A 16,777-nucleotide genomic window follows, 5' to 3' on the forward strand; every position below is an offset into this window, starting at 1 on the left:
TCACTTCCATTTAATTCGACTGTCGGGAATCCAACCAGGATCGTTTTTACCGCTCACTTGGACAACTTCGCCGGTCCGGTCGTTGACCACAACGTAACCACTCTTAGAACCGTACACGGATGCGGAATCTTTTCTCGGCAACCCGTCTGGGGTCTTCCCCGCAGATCGATTATCCATCGTCGTTCCGACAGGTCCCTCATTGACGACTGCGTGCACTTCTTGCTGCGTCCATCCACGAGCCTCAAGTTGGCCGCCGATCTTGCCGTCGATAACAACCTTGCCCACGTTTGTGGCCGATGATGTACCCGCCGCCGCAACTCCACCATTGGCCGTTGGGAGTTGAGCATTCGCTCCTGAACTCCCCGCTGTCGCTGTTCCCGGCGAGGGCGACGCGCTTGCGCCATTGCCATACGGTTGGGTTCTTGCCGCATTACCGGCCGCGCTCAAATCACCACTTGCGGTTTTCAGTGCGCCGTTTCCAACCGTGGCGACATCCGCCGACGTTGTTGCCGCATCGGTTCCGACTGCAGCTTTGCCGCCCAGACCCAGCGTCGCCAAGACCGGTGTCCAGAACTCCGTGTCAGGTCCGACCGACGTTCCTGACTTGTACGGCTTCTTCAGCCCTTCCAGCGAGACATAGCCTGCATCGCCAGGTGTGGCAAGCGGCCCGCCGTTCGGAAGGTTGACGATCGCGCCCGCGACGTTGACCATCCCGTTCCACATACCGGCCTTGGCGTCGGACGTCATGACGATAGCCTGGGCTACCTTCTTTGACAACGACGCAAATACGTCGTTTGACGTTTGCTTGTTCTGATCGTTATCTGCATTGTAAAGCTGCACATTCGACGCCATTGCACCGCCGGCCGTGCCGCCCACTAACGTTCCGCCCACCGTCGCCGCCACGTTCGCAGCAATATTGCCGACCAGCGACGAGCCGGTCCTATCGCCGACCGATTTACTGATCTTCTCAGCCTGGTTCGCCAGCAGTGACGACATGCCCGCTCCGGCTGCCCCACCAATTGCCGTGAGCGCATTGCCGCCGCCGAGTCCGCCAATCAGCGCACCGCCGCCCATCTGCAATTCCGCGCGGGACGCACCGCCTTCCATCCAGCCCTTGGCCTCGTTCAACGCCGCCTGCGCGCCCGCCAAATCGCCAGCCTTATAGGCTTTGTCGGCTGCGTCCAATGCTGCGTCGCGCTTGTTGTCCGCATACAGCCCAATCCCCTGCGACACCGTCTGCCCGGCCGCCTGCGCCGCATTCATCGTATCGGCCTGCTGCGACAGCGTTTTCTGAACGTCGGGCGTCTTCGAAACCGTCCCGTTCAGATTCGTCGTGTCGCGGTTCAGGTTCGCGACATCCTGCGTCTGCTCACCCGGCTTCGTGATGTTGATCGTGCCAGCGCTCACCGCGCTCTTCGTCGTCGCGCTCTGGTCGCCGCTGTCGTTCTGGAACACCATCGGCGTGACGCCGCCCGAGCCCGATACCGACGACGGGCCGACTGCCTTGTTGCTCGACCCGACCGACGCGCCCGCGCTGAAGCCCGCGCTGTTCGCGCTGTAGTGCGAGTGGTTCTCGATGTCGCTCGTCGTGAGCGTGCCAGTCGTCAGGTTGTTCTTCGACGCGTCGGCCGTGCTGGCGATATACGCGCCCTTCAGGTCGGTATTGCCCTTCACGGCCACGTCGAACCCGCCAGCACCGGCCTGGATGCCCGCCTGCTCGTTCACGCCCGCATAGTTGCCGTCTGCATGGCCATTCTGCGCACTGAAACTCGCTCCGCCGCCGGTCTGGCTGATCGTGAAGCCGCCGCCCGCGCTCGATTGATGTGCGGCGCTCACGGTCGTGTCCTGAACGCTCGCCACATTCAGATTGCCGCCCACGTCAGCCACAACCTTGTTCGCGTTCACGTTCGCGCCGATCACGTTCGTGTCGCCGCCGCTCACGATGGTTGCGGTCTGGCTCGCGTTGACATGCGTGTTGTTCTGGATCGCCGCGTCCGAATTGCCGTCGCCATGCGCACGCTGCATCGACGCGGACACGCCGATGCCGTTCGTGCCGATCGATACGCCGACGCTCGACCCCGACGACGAGTTCGAACTCCGTGTCTTGTCCGTATCGGTCGTGTTGACGAGATTGACCTGGTTGTTCGCGACCAACGCTACGTTGGCGGCGTTCACGTTCGAGCCCGCGATCGTGATGTTGCCGTCCTTCGGCGTACCGTTGCCCGTCGCGATCAGCTTCGCATTGCCGCCCGCGTTAATGCTGGAGCCGCGCTGAATCGTCTGGTCTTCGGACGACTGCATCGAGCTATGGCTCGAACCGACGCTGACCTGCACGCCGATGCTCGGGGCCTGTGGCCCCTTTGCGCCGTTCAACAGCGCTGCGCCGCCCATGCCGCCGAATGCCACGTCTCCGGCCGCCGCGATGCTATGCAATGCCGATGCGCGGCCGTTGCTGTCCTTCGCCGATTCGCGCGCGGCCTGCGTCTCGCTGATCGCGTTGTTGATCGCATCGCCTACCGAGCCCGACAGGCCGATCGTCAACCCGCTCTTGCTCGTCTGCTGCTGTTGCGCCTGATGCGTGGTGTCGGTGGCCGAATCGACGACGATGTTCGCCGCCTTCCCGGTCACGTCCTTGCCTGCAACCAGATCGCTGCCTTGCACATGCAGCGTATTGCCCGCGTTGACGGACAGATTGCCGTCGACCGAGCCGACCGTACTGGCGTTGTTCGTCACGCTCGACGATTGATTCTGCTGCGCAAGCTTGCTGTTGCCGACCGAGAACGACAGGCCGCCGCCCGACATCAGGCCCGAGTGCTGCTCCTGATAGGTGGTTGATGATTGGCTGGTGTCCTGCGACGTCGTGATGTTCACGTCGTGCGCCGCGTTCAGCGTCACGTCGTGTGTACCGACGACCGTACTACCCTGAACGTTGATGTCCTTGCCGCTACCAATTGACACACCGTCCGCCGAAATCAGGCTGCCGTTCGCGACAGTGCTGGTCGCGTCCTGGCTGCTGGCGATTTTCGTGCCGCTCACGACGCCGCTACGGCTATGCGTCTCGTGCGAGTTGTACACATGCGTTTCGGTCGCGGCCCCGACATTCACATCGCCGGCCGCCAGCAAGTTCGCATCGCCCTTGTTCAGGTCGATCGTGCTGCCGATGACATTGATGTCCTTGCCCGACACCACGTTGAGCGTATCGCCGCCCTTGACGGTCGTGCCCGTCAGCGCCTGGTCCGCCCCATGCCGGGTTTCCGCATAGCTGCGATTGCCTTGGTCGCCCGAACTGTTGGCGTTGATGGTCGACGTGGTGCTCGCCGCGCCAAAGGTCACGTTGCCCTTGGCCGCGACCGTGCCGCCCTGACCGAAGTTGAGTTGCGCACCCTGCGCCGTCAGGTCGCCGCCCACACCGATGGCCGACTTGCCACCGACGTTCACGGTGCTGCCGGTCGCGCTGTTGAGGTCCGTATCCGACACGCCGTTCGCGCGCTGCACGACCTTGTGCTCGCCGGTCTGCTGCGCGCCGAGGTTCCAGTTCCCGCCAATATTGGCGTTCAGGTTCCCGCCGACATTCAGGTTCCCGGCGTTCTGCTGGAAGTCGCCGCCGGTCTTGATCGCCGCGTCGCCGGCCACGTTCAGGTTCGCGGCCGGCCCGAGCGTCGTCTTGTCGCTCGTCGCGCCGTCGCGACTGACCTGGTGCGTCGTCTGCGTCGCGGTATCCAGAATCAGCTTGTTGCCTGCGTTCAGTTCGAGGCTGCCGGCCTTCACGTTGGCCGACGTGAGATCCACGTTGCCTGTCGTATCGAGCGACATCAGCCCGCCGCTTTGCAGCGCACCGAATGCGTTGTCGATCTGCTTGCCCTGAAGCGCGAGCGTCGTATCCGCCTTCACGGTGCCGCTGTTCGTGAAGACCTGTGTGTTCTTCAAATCGATATTGCCGGCCGTGATCAGCGGACCGTTCGCATTTTGCTGATCGGCCTTCGCCAGATACACGACCGGCACGAGCACTTGTTGACCGCCGACCGTCTCGGTCTGCATGATGATCACGTTGCTCGTGAGCGCGGCCACCTGCTGCGCCGACAGGCTCATGCCGAGCGGCAAGTTCAGCGACTTCGACAATTCAGCGCCCGCGGCCATCAGCGACTGATACATGCCCTGAAGGTCCGTATACGGCCCCAATACCGCCTTGCCCGTCAGTTGCGTGACCTGGTTGCGCACGAGCTGCTGCTCGTAGAACCCGTCTCCGAGCCGCTTTTCGGTCGTCAGCGGATTCACGCCGATCTGCTGAAGGTAATAGTCGCTCGACAGGAAATTGTTCATCCGCGTGAACGCGGGGTTCGTCTCGATCAGGTACGTCGGATTCGGAGCCGGATTGGGCCGGTACAGGCCGCCCTGCGGAATCGTCAGGTTGTTCAACACGCTCACGGCGGTCGCGCTTGCGATCACCGGATCGACCCAGGTGGGCGTACCACCCTTGATCGCGGCGGCTCCGGACTGCGTGCCGCTCGCGTTACCGCTCACCGTGCCGATCGTCAGTCCCGGCACGGCCTGACCGGGCAGCAGGCCGAGCGACGGAATGGTCGCATTGGCCGCCGTGTTGTTCACGCTCACGCCATTGCCCGAGATCGTGCCGTTCGCGCCCCACGTCGAGCGATAGTCGGGCAAGCTGTATTGCCGCACGTCGGCCGGCGCCGCCTGCGTGTATCCACCCGGGCCGCCGACGAACGGCTTGTCGCCGAACGGCAAGGTCCAGTTGTGTTCGGTGTTGTCGTAGTTGTTGTAGTGGTAGTACCCGGAATACGTGACCGTCACGCCCGGCGCTTGCTGGCTCGTTGCGCCCCAGCCGTCCATGTCGAGACTCACGGGCTGCTTGATGTCGCCGGCCGCCGTCACGCTGCTCCAGTAGTTCTGGAACGTCTTGACCGTCGACGCGTCGAGATCACCGCCCGACGCGATCTGCGCGCCCGGGCTCAGCTTCGTCACGGTGTTGGCGGTCGCCTTGCCCTCGTAGGTCGTGTACTGATACCCGCTGTTCCACTGGCCGCCGTCCGGCGGAACGGTGAACACACCACCCGGCTGCAATTTGAGCGCGGCGATGATCGGCGCGGGATCGTAGCTGGGATCGTTGGGGTCGTGAAAGATGTTGACCCAGTGAACGTCCTGACCGCTACAGGCTGCCATGAAGTAAGCAGCGCACCCTGACATGCTGATGCCGAGCTGTTGCAGCAGCGCGGGATCGACCTGACTCGTGTTGCCCGAGGTCTGCATCACGCGCCGCGTGTTCGTAACCTTGTCGGCGTGCAGTTCCATCGAGCTACCCGACTGGATCGCTGCCGACGAATTGTTGATCAACGCCGCGTTCGTGTAGTTGCCGTTCGCGTCCTTGCCGCCCGCCAAAGCCACTTTGCCGAGCCCGAAGATCGTCGTGGTCGGCATCGAATCGCCCAGCGTCGTGTCGTCGCGGTTCTCGATGTCGTGTGCGAGGATTTCCAGCAGGCCCGACGTGTCCGATGCGCCGATCAACGCGACAGGGCCGAGGTTCGACACGGTACCGCTAGCCTGGATGGCGACGCTGCCGCCCACCATCGCGCCATAGTTCGTCAGGTCGCCCGAATGCGTCCTGAGCAAGCTACCGGCCGTGATCGCGCCCGTGTTGACGATGTTGCCGGCGTTGAGCGTCAGATTGTTGACCGATTGCAGGTTCGCGTTGTTCGTGAACGTGCCCGGCAACGTGAAGGTCAGGTCGTGACCGATGTTGAACTGCGTTTGCGGTGTGGTCGTGAAATCGCCTTGCAGGTTGATCGTCGCGTCGTGCGCCGCGCTGTATGTGCCACCGCCGAACAACGTCGAAGCCGCCACCGTCAGGTCGCGTGTCGAGCCGATCGAACCACCGGTGTTCGAGATCGCGCCTGTCGTGTTTACGTTCACGTCGCCCGCTGCATTCGCAACATTGCCGATCTGGCCTCCGGTGTTGTCCAGCGTATCGCCTTGAACCAGCAGGTTCGCGCCCATCAGCTGGCCGCCCTGCGTGTTCGAGATCGAGGCCGCGCCGATCGTCACATCGCCTTGCCCTGTCATCTGCCCCATGCCGGCGACGCCGCCCGCGTGGCTGTTCACGATCTGGCTGCCGCCCCGCACGTTCATCGCGCCGCTACCGAAGTCGTGCACCGCACCGTCGGTGTTGTCGATCGACGCGGCCTGAATCGACAGCGTGCTGGCGTCACCCGCTTGGCCCGCCTCGATGTGCCCTTGCCGGTTCGACAACGCGCCGCCGCTGATCATCGACAGGTACGCGTTGGAGCGCATCAAGCCCTGAGCGTTGTTCATTGCTCCGGCAATCATCGCAGACAGACCCAGCTTCGCAGCGATGACGCCGCTACCATTGTCCAGACTGCCGGCCTTCAAGATGGCTTGTCCGTTGGTGCCGATCGTGCCGCCACTGTTGTTCAAGGCCCCCGCGCCGTTACCCGGCGTGAGCATCAGCGTGCCGGCGCCGCCGTGCACGAGGGTGCCTTTCGAGTTGTCGAGAACGGCTGGTGCGAGCGTCAGATCCGCACTGTTGGTCTGGATGACACCGCCATTCGAATTATCAAGCGTGCCGGAAATGGCGAGCGTGGTCGGCCCGTTCTGCCATTGCGAGATGCGGCCGCCCTCGTTTTTCAGGTTCGCGGCTGTCAATGCAAGCCGATTGGCTTCGATGTCGCCGTTCTGACTGTTGTCAATCAGGCCGGCGACGGTTGCCGCCAGCACGGGCGACGCGATTTTGCCGCCGAGGTTCGACAGCGACGCACCATGAATTGTCGTGGTCGCCGTCTTCGAACCGAGTTCGCCGCCGTCGTTGAACAGTGCGCCGCCGGCGTTTACGTCTACGTTGGCGTTCGACGTGAGCTTGCCGCTCGTATTCGTGATCGAGTCGGCCGCATTGACGCTCAGGCCCGTTTGGCCGGACGCTGAACCGGCCGAGTTGTCGATCGTCTTGCCCTGCAAGACCGTGCGGCCGTTGCTGGCGATGGCGCCCGCTTGGTTGTTGACCGTGCCTGAAGCGTTGCCGACCGTCAGCGTACCCGTGCCGACGTGCGTGATCGTGCCGCCGTTGTCGTTGATCAGCGTAGCAGGCGTGAGCGACAGATCCGTGCCGCGCGTCTGAATCAGACCGTTGTTCGAATTGTCCAGCGTGTCGGTAATCGCGACCGTCATCGGGCCAGCGCCGGTCTGCGTGACCGTGCCGCCGTGGTTCAGCAGCGTCGAACCGTTCAGCGAGACTGTCTCCGCATTGATCGTGCCTTGGGAGTTGTCCAGCGTCGTGCCGTTCAACACGGCGCTTTGGCCCTCAACCCGGCCGTTCGCATTCGCAAAATGAGTGCCGGCTGCGACTGTCGCAGTCTGCCCGGCGTGCAGGATACCGTTGCCGTTGTCGACGCTCTGGCCGATCACGTGCAGGTTCGCATCGGCCGACACCGAGCCGCTGTTCGTGACCGTGTTCCCCTGTACGGTCACGTCGCCCTTGCCGCCGATGACGCCGCCCGGATCGCCGCTCACGTTCGCGCCGGCCGCGTTCGTGAGTGCGCCCGTTGCCGTCACCGACAGGCCGTCCGCGTTCAGGGAAATCAGCCGACCGGCGCTATTGTCGATCGATGCGCCCGCAATCGTTTGCCTGCCCGCGCTCTGAATCAGCCCGGCATTGTTCTGAATCGCACTCCCGCGAACGTCGGCCGTGCTTTGCGAACTCAGCATGCCGTTTTGGTTCGACACGGTGCCGGCCATCTGCACGGACAGCGGGCCTTGCGAATAGGCGCGGCCGCCCTGATTCGACAGGTTGCCGCCGCCGAGCGTCATGCCCGCGCCGCTGGATAGATTGCCACGGTCATTGATGACCGTGCCGCTCGCCTGCGCGTTCACAGCGCCCTTGGCGCTGGCGGTCGAGCCGGTCAAATTCACGTCGCCCGCCGTCGCGGTCAGCGTGAGGTTGCCGTTGGCAGCCGTCGCACTGTTCGACAGATCGACACCGCTACCGGCGAAGGTCGCGTTCCCGGCCGCGCTGTTAGTCCCCGTCGCGGTCAACTGACCGCTGCTCGTGACACTCAGATCGCCGCTCGAACCGACCGTGCTGTCGGCATTGATGCCAGCGCCAAGGGTGCCCGTCGAGTTGAGGCTGCCGACGTTGGCGGTCAAATTCTGCTGGGCCGTGAACGCGCCACTGTTAGTCAGGTCCGCGCCCGTGTCGACCTTGACCGACTGTTTGCCGTAGGTGACCCCACTGTTCTGGATACCACCCGCGGCCGACAGCGACATATTGCCGGCCGCATTGGTCTGGCCCGACAGCACGAGACGACCGTTCGCGAGCAGCGTCAGATCCCCCGCTTGCGCGGCGATGTCGCCCGCATTGGCAACACCGACGCCCCTCTCTGAAGACACCAAAAACACCCTATTGGCGTACATTCCACCGAGCTGGCTGACATCGATCGCGATGCTGGGCGCTGCGCCGTTGCCGGCGATCGGCGTGGCGTTCAGGGTGGTGTAGTCGACCTGATTCGATCCGGCGACGACATTCAGCGTCTTCGCGTAGGCCTTCGCGTTGATCTGCACGGCGCGCGCCAACAAATCCACCTGATCGACATTGGCGGTATCGAGACCCGCGCCGGTCACGGTAATCAGACCCTGGTTCACGTTGAAGCCCGTGAGCGAACCGTCCGGCCCGAAGTTCGGATTGCCTGTTGTCAGCGTGGCTCGGCTCGTATTCAGGAAGCCGCCTCCATCGACGACCAAGCCGGCCTGATTCGCGATCACGAGCTGCGCGGCTGCGCCTCCAATCTCGACCTTGCCGCGAATAAAGCTCGGGTTGTTGCTGTTGATCTGGTTGACGATCAGACGCGCGGCGTCGCCAGCGCGGTAATTAGGATTGCCGCCGATAACGCCGCCCAGTTGAGTCTGGACGTTGATCGGGGAGTTATTGAGAATAATCCCGGGCTTGGGTACGTCGAACTGGTTGTACGTGTTCATCGACACGCCCGACGAGCCGGGACGGTTGATGTTCACCTGTTGAAGTCCGTTCTGTGTCTGGATTACCGAGGGCGCATGCGTACCGCCCGCAACAACCTGGGCATTGGCCCATATCGGCACCACGCCGACAGCAACCAGTGCAGCGAGTGCCACCTGACGAAGCGCGCATCTCGCGTATGTGTGCGGCGAACGAATGGCGAAACCGATTTCGCCTCGCCCTGCGTTACTCGATGCATTTGCGGTTTCTTCCACCGCAACCAACATACCCCGCACGCGGCTGAATACCAGCCGATAATGGTTTTTATTCATGATCCTGGTCTACTCGCGATTCGTCCAATCCGCTCTCACGACCTTCGAACATCGCACGGAATCTGATCGAACAGCGTCAACAAGTGTCAAGCGTTGCCGAGAAGCGACGAGCCGGTGATCTCTTCACAGTCGTATTAGCGGCGAACGCGCCGATCGGCGGTCCCAACCGTGCAGACTGAACAGTGAATTCGGTTAGTCGCAAATATTGACGGTATTGGCTACGGCAATTCGCGCGAATATTACCTCACCCATCATCTCAAAAATCCCTGACAGAATTGCGAGGGGGAATCGGCGCACGACCTGAAATTAGCCTTCTTTCAACCACATATCAGCTTCCTCGGCGCGGCCAGATACGGCACCTCCGGCGATGCATTTCCGCATCGGCGCACTTACCACAGGAGTTTCCGCGATCGTGCCCCCATCTTTGTGTCGATCGGGCTGGGCCTCGCGTTCGTCGCAATGTTCACGGTGAGTTTCTATTTGCTCGCCACCAAGGACCGGCCGACACACCGACACGCGCCTGTCGTTCGCTCACCGGTTTCTGGCACTGCCGTCCGGTGTTTCCTCGACTACCGCATTCGTGGAACGGGAGCAGGATCACTTGAATCGGCATGCGACCGGTAATCGGCTCCCTTGCAACCGCGTATCGGGATTACATCATCGGAGGAATTTGATCCGTTCAACCGCCGTGCCCTCGACACGCCGCGCCCGCGGCCGCCACGACAGCAACCACCGCGCCGCGCCGTCGAGCGACGTGCACAGCACCAGATAGATGACCGCGACGAACAGGAAGATCGGCGCCGGATACACCATCAGCCGGTTGTTCACCTGCGTTGCAACGAACGACAGTTCCGGCACGCCGACGATATACGCGAGCGACGTGTCCTTCACGAGCGCGACCCACTGGTTGACGAACGACGGCGTCATGATCCGGATCGCTTGCGGCAACAGCACGTAGCGCACCGTCTGCCAGCGCGTGAGCCCGAGCGACAGCCCGGCCTGCCATTGCCCGTCGCCGGCCGCGACGATCCCCGCATGCACAGCATGCGCGAGATACGCGCCACCGATCAGCGCCAGCGCGCACACGACCGTCGCGAGCCCCGGCACATCCATATGCAGCAGCACCGGCATCAGGAAATACGTCCAGAAGATCAGCATCAGCACCGGAATCGCGCGAAAGAAGCCGATGAACGCGAGCAGCAGCACGCGCGCCGGGCCGCGTACAAGCGCCATCGCGACGCCGAGCACCACGCCGAGCGCGGCCGACGCGATCGCGGACGCGAGCGCCAGCACCAGCGACAGCGCGGCGCCGCCGAGCGGGCCGTCCGGAAACGCGCCGACCAGCAGGTACGGCAGATTCGAGAGCAGCAGCGAAAGATCCATCGTCAGCGCCCCGCTCCGAGCCGGTCGCGCCATTGCGTGGCCGCATACGCGCCGGCCTCGATCGCGGCCACCGCCGCGACGTACAGCAGCGTCGCGACGCCGAATACGGCGAACGTCTTGAACGTCTCGGTCTCGACCTGCCGCGACGCATACGACAACTCGGCGACGCCGATCGCCATCGCGAGCGACGAGTTCTTCACGAGATTCATGTATTGGCCGAACAACGGCGGCAACGCGATGCGCACGGCCTGCGGCAGCACCACGTAGCGCAGCGACTGCATCGGCGTGAGGCCGAGCGCGGCCGCCGCATCGTGTTGCGCACGCCGCACGCCGCGCAGGCCGGCTTCGCATTCCTCGGCGACGAAGGCAGCCGTATAGGCGCTCAACCCGACCCACCCGGCCACGAATTCGAACGACGGCCACGCGAGCGTGAACGGGCCCACGCTCGCGGCATGGCGCGCATTGAGCCACGCCGTCCACGTATCGGGCAGCAACGACGCGACACCGAAATACCAGAACAGCAACTGCACGAGCAACGGCGTGTTGCGAAATGCAATCACGTACGCGGCGGCGGCCGCACGCGGCGCCCTGCCGCGTGCATGCCGCATCACGGCGAGCAGCAGCCCGCCGACGGTCGCGGCGACGGCCGACGCGGCCGCGAGGCCGAGCGTCAGCAGGAAGCCCTGCCAGAGCCAGGACAGATATTTGGGTGCCAACCCGAGCATGCTGGGAAGCGCGCACGAAGCGCGCGCGATCGGAGGTATGCGAACAACGCCGCGCGGCCGATCTTCCGGCCGGTCGCGGCGCGCGTGCGGAACCGGTCAGGTCTTGTCGCCGATCCGGAAGATGCGCGTGAGCGGCGTCTTCGTCGTCGGCCCGAACCATGCGTCGTAGATCTGCGTGGCGCGGCCGCTCGCCTCGAGCCCCTTCAGCGTGTCGTTGACGAAGCCGAGCAGGCGCGTCTCGCCCTTCGGCACGCCGACGCCCATGTAGTCGTTCGAGATCGTGAACGCCGGGATCTCGTAGTTCTGCTTGTCGGGCACGTTCGCGAGCAGGCCGATCAGCTTCGGGCCGTCCTGCGTGATGGCCTGCACGTTGCCCGCGCGCAGCGCGGCAAATGCGAACGGCGTGTCGTCGTATGCGACGATCGTCGCCTTCGGGAATTTCTCGCGCAGCGTGATCTCGTTGGTCGTGCCCTTGTCCGCGCCGACGCGCAAGCCGTTCAGCTGGTCGGCCGATTTCAGCACGCCCTTCTTCGCGAGAAACTGCTGGCCCGACGAGAAATACGGGATGCTGAAGTCGACCTGCTTCGCGCGCTCATCGGTGATCGTGAAATTCGCGAGCACGAGGTCGACCTTGCCGGAGGTCAGAAACGGAATGCGGTTCGCGGGGTTGGTCGGCTGCAGTTGCAGCTTCACGCCGAGCTTGTCGGCAAGCGCCTTCGCGTAATCGACGTCGAGACCGACGATGTGGTTGCTTTTCGCGTCGACATAACCGAACGGCGGGTTGCTGTCGAACGTCGCGACGCGCAGCACACCGGCCTTCCTGATGTCGTCGAGACGGTCCGCATGCGCGACGGTGCCTGCGGTAACGAGCGCGACCCCGACGAGCCACGTAGCGAGCGTGTTGATTTTCATGAGCACGACCTGATTTGTTATGAGGCCGCCGCGGATCGCGCGGCGGCACGGTTCGAAAAACATCGCGGCGAAGTGTGTCGTCGCGAAGCCGCTAACGTATCAGCGCGTGCGGCGAATCCGAACCAACAAATGGTGCTTTGCTCTGCGGGTTTCGTGATGAGGCCGGCGGGTCGGCACCGGCTTGACCACCGATCGATGCATCGCGTTCACGGAAACGTCAACGAGAATTCCGCGCCGCCACCGGCATAGCCGGGGCCCAGCTCCGCATCCGTACCGGTGCGGATGTACTGCGCGCTCAACGGCATGACGGCCATGTCGCCCGTGCGCCGCATCGGATACCGGACGGCCGCGCCGGGCTCGCCGTATGCAATCCGCTCGCCGGTCAGCGCATTCGTCATCACGATGTTGAACCCGCGCGCGACCTTCTGGCCGGCCGGTGCGCTCAACTGCAGCAGCGTCTTGTCCGGATTCGGCTGCGTGGCCTTGTCGCGGAAACTGATCAATGGCTTCGCCGCTGCCGCGCACTGGCTGAGCGAAATATCGAAACTGACCGGCTTCGACATCGCGTTCACGGTTGGAAAATTGTTGATCGAAAAATTGCCGAGCGTGACCGGCACGATCATGTTCGACTGGATTTCGCAGCGGTTCGGCACCTGGATCTCGCACTGGCTGCCGATGCAGACGTTGCCGACGCCGACGAAGGTCTTCACCTGCTTGCACAGGTTGGGCGGCGTCGTTTGCTCGGGTACCACCACCGTGCTGCCGATCGAAGCGACACCTTTTGGAAAGTCGATCGCATAAATCGCGACGGTCGGGCTGCCCAGCAGGTTCTTGACGACCAGCTTGCCCTCCGGCAATTGCGACACCGGTTTGTCGAGCACCAGAAATTGCCGGAAGCGCACCATTCGCGCGTCGTTGCCGCCTCCCACCGGTCGATCAAGTTCGGACTTTGCGGTTACCATCGGCAGCGCGCTCTGCAGCAGCGTGCGCTCGCCGCTGTCGTCGGACACGCCGGCCCATTTGAAGCCGATCCCGCTCACATTCGTCTGCGCAACACCGTTCGCGACCACGCTGCCGGGCATCCAGTGTGCGGCGCTCACCAGTTCGTGCGCCGTCGGCGCGACGCCGTACGCGAACGAGACTATCAGCGAAACCGTGCGTTGATACAGGATCGCGCCGACCGGCGTCGTGCTCGTCAACGGCGTGATCATTCGCCAGGATGATGCGTCGGCGTTGCTGAACTTGCACCCCAGCGCCGTCGCGCCACTGCTGCCTTGCGCCATCGCGTGCGTGCCGAATGCAAGGATGCATCCCGCCGTCGTCAGGCAACGCATTGCCCGGCTGACTCGCTCGAGCCAGCGCCGTCGAATCGTCTTCATGCTGCCCTCCCGTTGAATCGGCGGCGGGCGCCGGTCAGGCTCGCCCGCCGCCTGCTGCATTACTCGATCACGCCGAGATTGAGACCGGCGATCTTCTGCAGTGCAGCTTCGCCGGACACGATGCTGTTACGGAAGATGCCGCGATTGATACCGACGAGGCCGCCGAAGGTCTGGTTCGGCCGTCCGTCGACGCGCCCGCTTGCTTCACCGCGCTCGACGAGCCCGGCGTTCAGGCCCACCAGACCACCGAGCGTCGCGCAGTAGGCGGCGCCGACCGTCCCCCATGCCGATACGTCGCGCATCGTGCCGAGGTTTTCGCCTGCGAACCCGCCGATCGTGCTCGACTGGCCGCCCATCACCTTGCCAGCTGCCGACGCGACGTCGATCGTGCCGAACCGCCTGTTGGCGCCCGCGAATCCGCCCACCGACGCACTCGTGCCGGCCACCACGTCGCCGCTCGCGTTCACACCAACCAATTCGGCATCGTTGTTGCCGACGAAGCCGCCCGTCTTGCTGTAGCTGCCGCCCATCGTCTTGCCGCGTGCGACCGAGTCGACAATCCGGCCGCCGAGATGACTGCCGACGAAACCACCGTTCGCACCCTGGCCGCCCGTTACCGCGCCGTGCGCTTCCGCCATGTCGATGGACGCGTTGTCGCCGAGGTTGATGCCGACGAAACCGCCCGTCGAACCTGCCGACTGGCTCGACACGGCGCCCAGCGCCTTGCCGTCGGCCACCTTGCTCTGATTCAGCCCGACGAAGCCGCCGACTGCCTGCGCGTATCGGCCGTCCACGGCACCGCTCGCGCTCGAACCGGTGATCGTGCCGGTATTGTTTCCGGCAAACCCGCCTGCCGTGCCGCTCGAGCCGCCCGTCACGCGCCCCAGCGCCGTTCCGTCGACGATCGTGCCGAACAGGTTCGAACCCACGAACCCGCCGACGTTCGCGCTGGCGACATACGCGCCCGATGTGGTGCCACGGCTCGTCGAGCGCAGAATTTCACCGCGCCGATTCACGCCGACGAGACCGCCGACCGACGCGCCGCCGGAAACGGTCGCGTTGGACTCGCTGTCCGACACGATGCCGGCACGCTGTTCCAGTCGGTTCTCGCCGACCAGCCCGCCGACGGCATCCGACATGCCGTTGCCCGTTACCGATCCCGAAAACTGCGCGTGGGAAAGCTCGCCGCTATTGATGCCGACGAGACCGCCCAGCACGTTGCTGCGGCTGGCGCCGGCACTCATCTGCATGCCCATCGCCGTCACGTTCGAGATCTTGCCGGCGTTTTCGCCCACCAGCCCGCCGATCGCGACCGGACCGACGCCCGAGGCTGCGCTGACACGCAGCGACTTCAGGTTGAGGTTGGCGATCGTGCCGGTGTTGCGGCCGAACAGCCCGGCATAGGCATCGCTGCTCGCGATGGCGAGATTGCTGATCGTGTTGCCGAGGCCGTCGAACACGCCGGCGAACGGCGTGCCCGAACCGATCGTCTTGAGCGACGAGCCGTAATAATACGAACCGGCGATATCGTTGCCGAGCACATACAGCGCGTCGAGATTCGCGTTGACGGCCTGCAACTGCTGCAGATTCTGGATCACGGTATAGCGATAGCCGTTCGACTCGAAACCGGCACCGGCCCCCGACAGCGTCACGGCCGCACCGCCCGCGAGGGCGTGCGCGACGCCGTAATCGAGCGTCAGCAGCGCGTTGGTGCCGGTCAGCGCGATCGGCGCCGCGATCTGCACGTTGTTCTTCGCGGCAATGGCCATGCTCGCATTCGCACCGGTCGCACGCAGCGCGCCGTTGATCGACACGTCGCCTTGCCGGCCGGCGAGCGTCAAGCGATTGCCGCTGGCCCAGGTCACCGGGCCGTCGACCGACAGTTGGCCGCGTTCGGCGATCAGCTCGACATCGGTGGTCGCGAGATTGCGCGACAGCGTATCGGCCACGATCGCACCCGGCTGGTTCGCGCCTGCCTTGACCGACATATCCGACGTTGCGATGCGCCAGGTGCCGCCGCGTCCGTTGCTCGCGCGCGTGTCGACCCTCGCGCCAAGCGCGACCTTCAGGTCGGCGCCGCGGGTTTCGACCGTGCCGCCGTCGCCCGGCGTCGACGCGCTCGCGTTCATCACGCCCGCGACGTTGACGGTGCCGGCGTCGTAGCCGTCCAGCGAAATCCGGCCCGCGACGTTTCTGAGCGTGCGCGCCTCGATGGTGCCCTGGTTGTTGACCACCGTGCGCAGCAGCGTATCGGCGGCCTTCGCGCTCATCAGCACTTGGCCGCCGTCGGCCTTCAGCAACTGCTCGTTGCTGACGAGCGCATCGACGATACCTCGGTCGATCTGCACGTTGAGCAGCTTGCTGCCGTCGAAGTTCAGCGTGGCGTCGCTCCCCGCGCCCAGCGCGACAGTGCCCATCTGCGCCTGGATGACCCCGTTGTTGAAGACTTTCGCGCCGAGCAGCGCGATCGCGCCGCCTTCGCTCGCCACGAGATTGCCGAAGTTGCGCACTTCGGTGGGAGACTGGCCGGAAAACCGGTAGCGGCCTGCGTCGAAGTCGTCGTTCTTGATATCCAGCGTCGTCGCCACCAGGCCGCCGACATTGACCTGTGCGCCCTTGCCGAACAGAATGCCGTTCGGATTGACGAGGAACACGCGGCCGTTCGCATCGAGATTGCCGTAGATTGTGGTGCCGTCCTGGCCGACGACCCGGTTCAGCGCGATTGACGCCGCGGACGGCTGGTTGAACTTGACGCGCTCGCCTTTGCCGATGTTGAACGCTTGCCAGTCCGTCACGAGCTTGTCGCTATGCTGGTTGATCGACATCTGCCGCCCGTTGTCGTAGCGATGGATGTCGCCGTTCCCGGACACGATCTTCTCGCCTGTCGGCAGCGCATACGCCGACGTCGCCGCGCCGCCGGCGAGCAGCGCCAGCACCGCGACGACGCGCGCGCGCGTCGCCGACTTGCCGCGCCGGCGCACCCGTTCGCCGGCGACCTGCCACGCGCCTTGCGCGTCGTTCCATACCAAAGAATAGGTCTTGTTCACGTTCGTTTTCCTTGTTGTGGTT

6 protein-coding genes are annotated in these 16,777 nt (G+C 64.3%); all 6 read right to left on the reverse strand.

Annotation, left to right across the window (positions count from 1 at the left end; genetic code table 11):
* Complete coding sequence (locus tag QZM15_RS27555; RefSeq protein WP_302107627.1) at window positions 1-9,309, reverse strand: hemagglutinin repeat-containing protein; 9,309 nt, start codon at window positions 9,307-9,309, stop codon at window positions 1-3.
* Window positions 9,310-9,966: 657 nt separating this feature from the next.
* On the reverse strand, window positions 9,967-10,692 hold the full coding sequence (locus tag QZM15_RS27560; RefSeq protein WP_226223268.1) for an amino acid ABC transporter permease: 726 nt from the start codon (window positions 10,690-10,692) through the stop codon (window positions 9,967-9,969).
* 2 nt (window positions 10,693-10,694) lie between these two features.
* On the reverse strand, window positions 10,695-11,417 hold the full coding sequence (locus QZM15_RS27565) for an amino acid ABC transporter permease (RefSeq protein ID WP_302107628.1): 723 nt from the start codon (window positions 11,415-11,417) through the stop codon (window positions 10,695-10,697).
* A 96-nt stretch (window positions 11,418-11,513) separates the two neighbouring features.
* A complete protein-coding gene (locus QZM15_RS27570; RefSeq protein WP_060318781.1) occupies window positions 11,514-12,329 on the reverse strand; it encodes an ABC transporter substrate-binding protein in 816 nt (271 codons plus the stop codon).
* Window positions 12,330-12,535: 206 nt separating this feature from the next.
* Entirely contained in the window at window positions 12,536-13,708 is a 1,173-nt protein-coding gene (locus QZM15_RS27575; RefSeq protein WP_302107629.1) for a fimbrial protein, read from the reverse strand.
* A 59-nt stretch (window positions 13,709-13,767) separates the two neighbouring features.
* Window positions 13,768-16,755 carry a filamentous hemagglutinin N-terminal domain-containing protein gene (locus QZM15_RS27580; protein WP_302107630.1) on the reverse strand — a complete coding sequence of 996 codons (2,988 nt, stop codon included), beginning with the start codon at window positions 16,753-16,755 and terminating at the stop codon, window positions 13,768-13,770.
* Window positions 16,756-16,777 lie beyond the last annotated feature (22 nt).

It is taken from the genome of Burkholderia sp. AU44665 (assembly GCF_030504405.1).
Classification (GTDB): domain Bacteria; phylum Pseudomonadota; class Gammaproteobacteria; order Burkholderiales; family Burkholderiaceae; genus Burkholderia; species Burkholderia semiarida.

Bases quoted from the DNA above. Each gene is read 5' to 3' on its own strand.
- QZM15_RS27555 (WP_302107627.1), bottom strand. From the start codon at position 9,309: ATGAATAAAAACCATTATCGGCTGGTATTCAGCCGCGTGCGGGGTATG.
- QZM15_RS27560 (WP_226223268.1), bottom strand. From the start codon at position 10,692: ATGGATCTTTCGCTGCTGCTCTCGAATCTGCCGTACCTGCTGGTCGGC.
- QZM15_RS27565 (WP_302107628.1), bottom strand. From the start codon at position 11,417: ATGCTCGGGTTGGCACCCAAATATCTGTCCTGGCTCTGGCAGGGCTTC.
- QZM15_RS27570 (WP_060318781.1), bottom strand. From the start codon at position 12,329: ATGAAAATCAACACGCTCGCTACGTGGCTCGTCGGGGTCGCGCTCGTT.
- QZM15_RS27575 (WP_302107629.1), bottom strand. From the start codon at position 13,708: ATGAAGACGATTCGACGGCGCTGGCTCGAGCGAGTCAGCCGGGCAATG.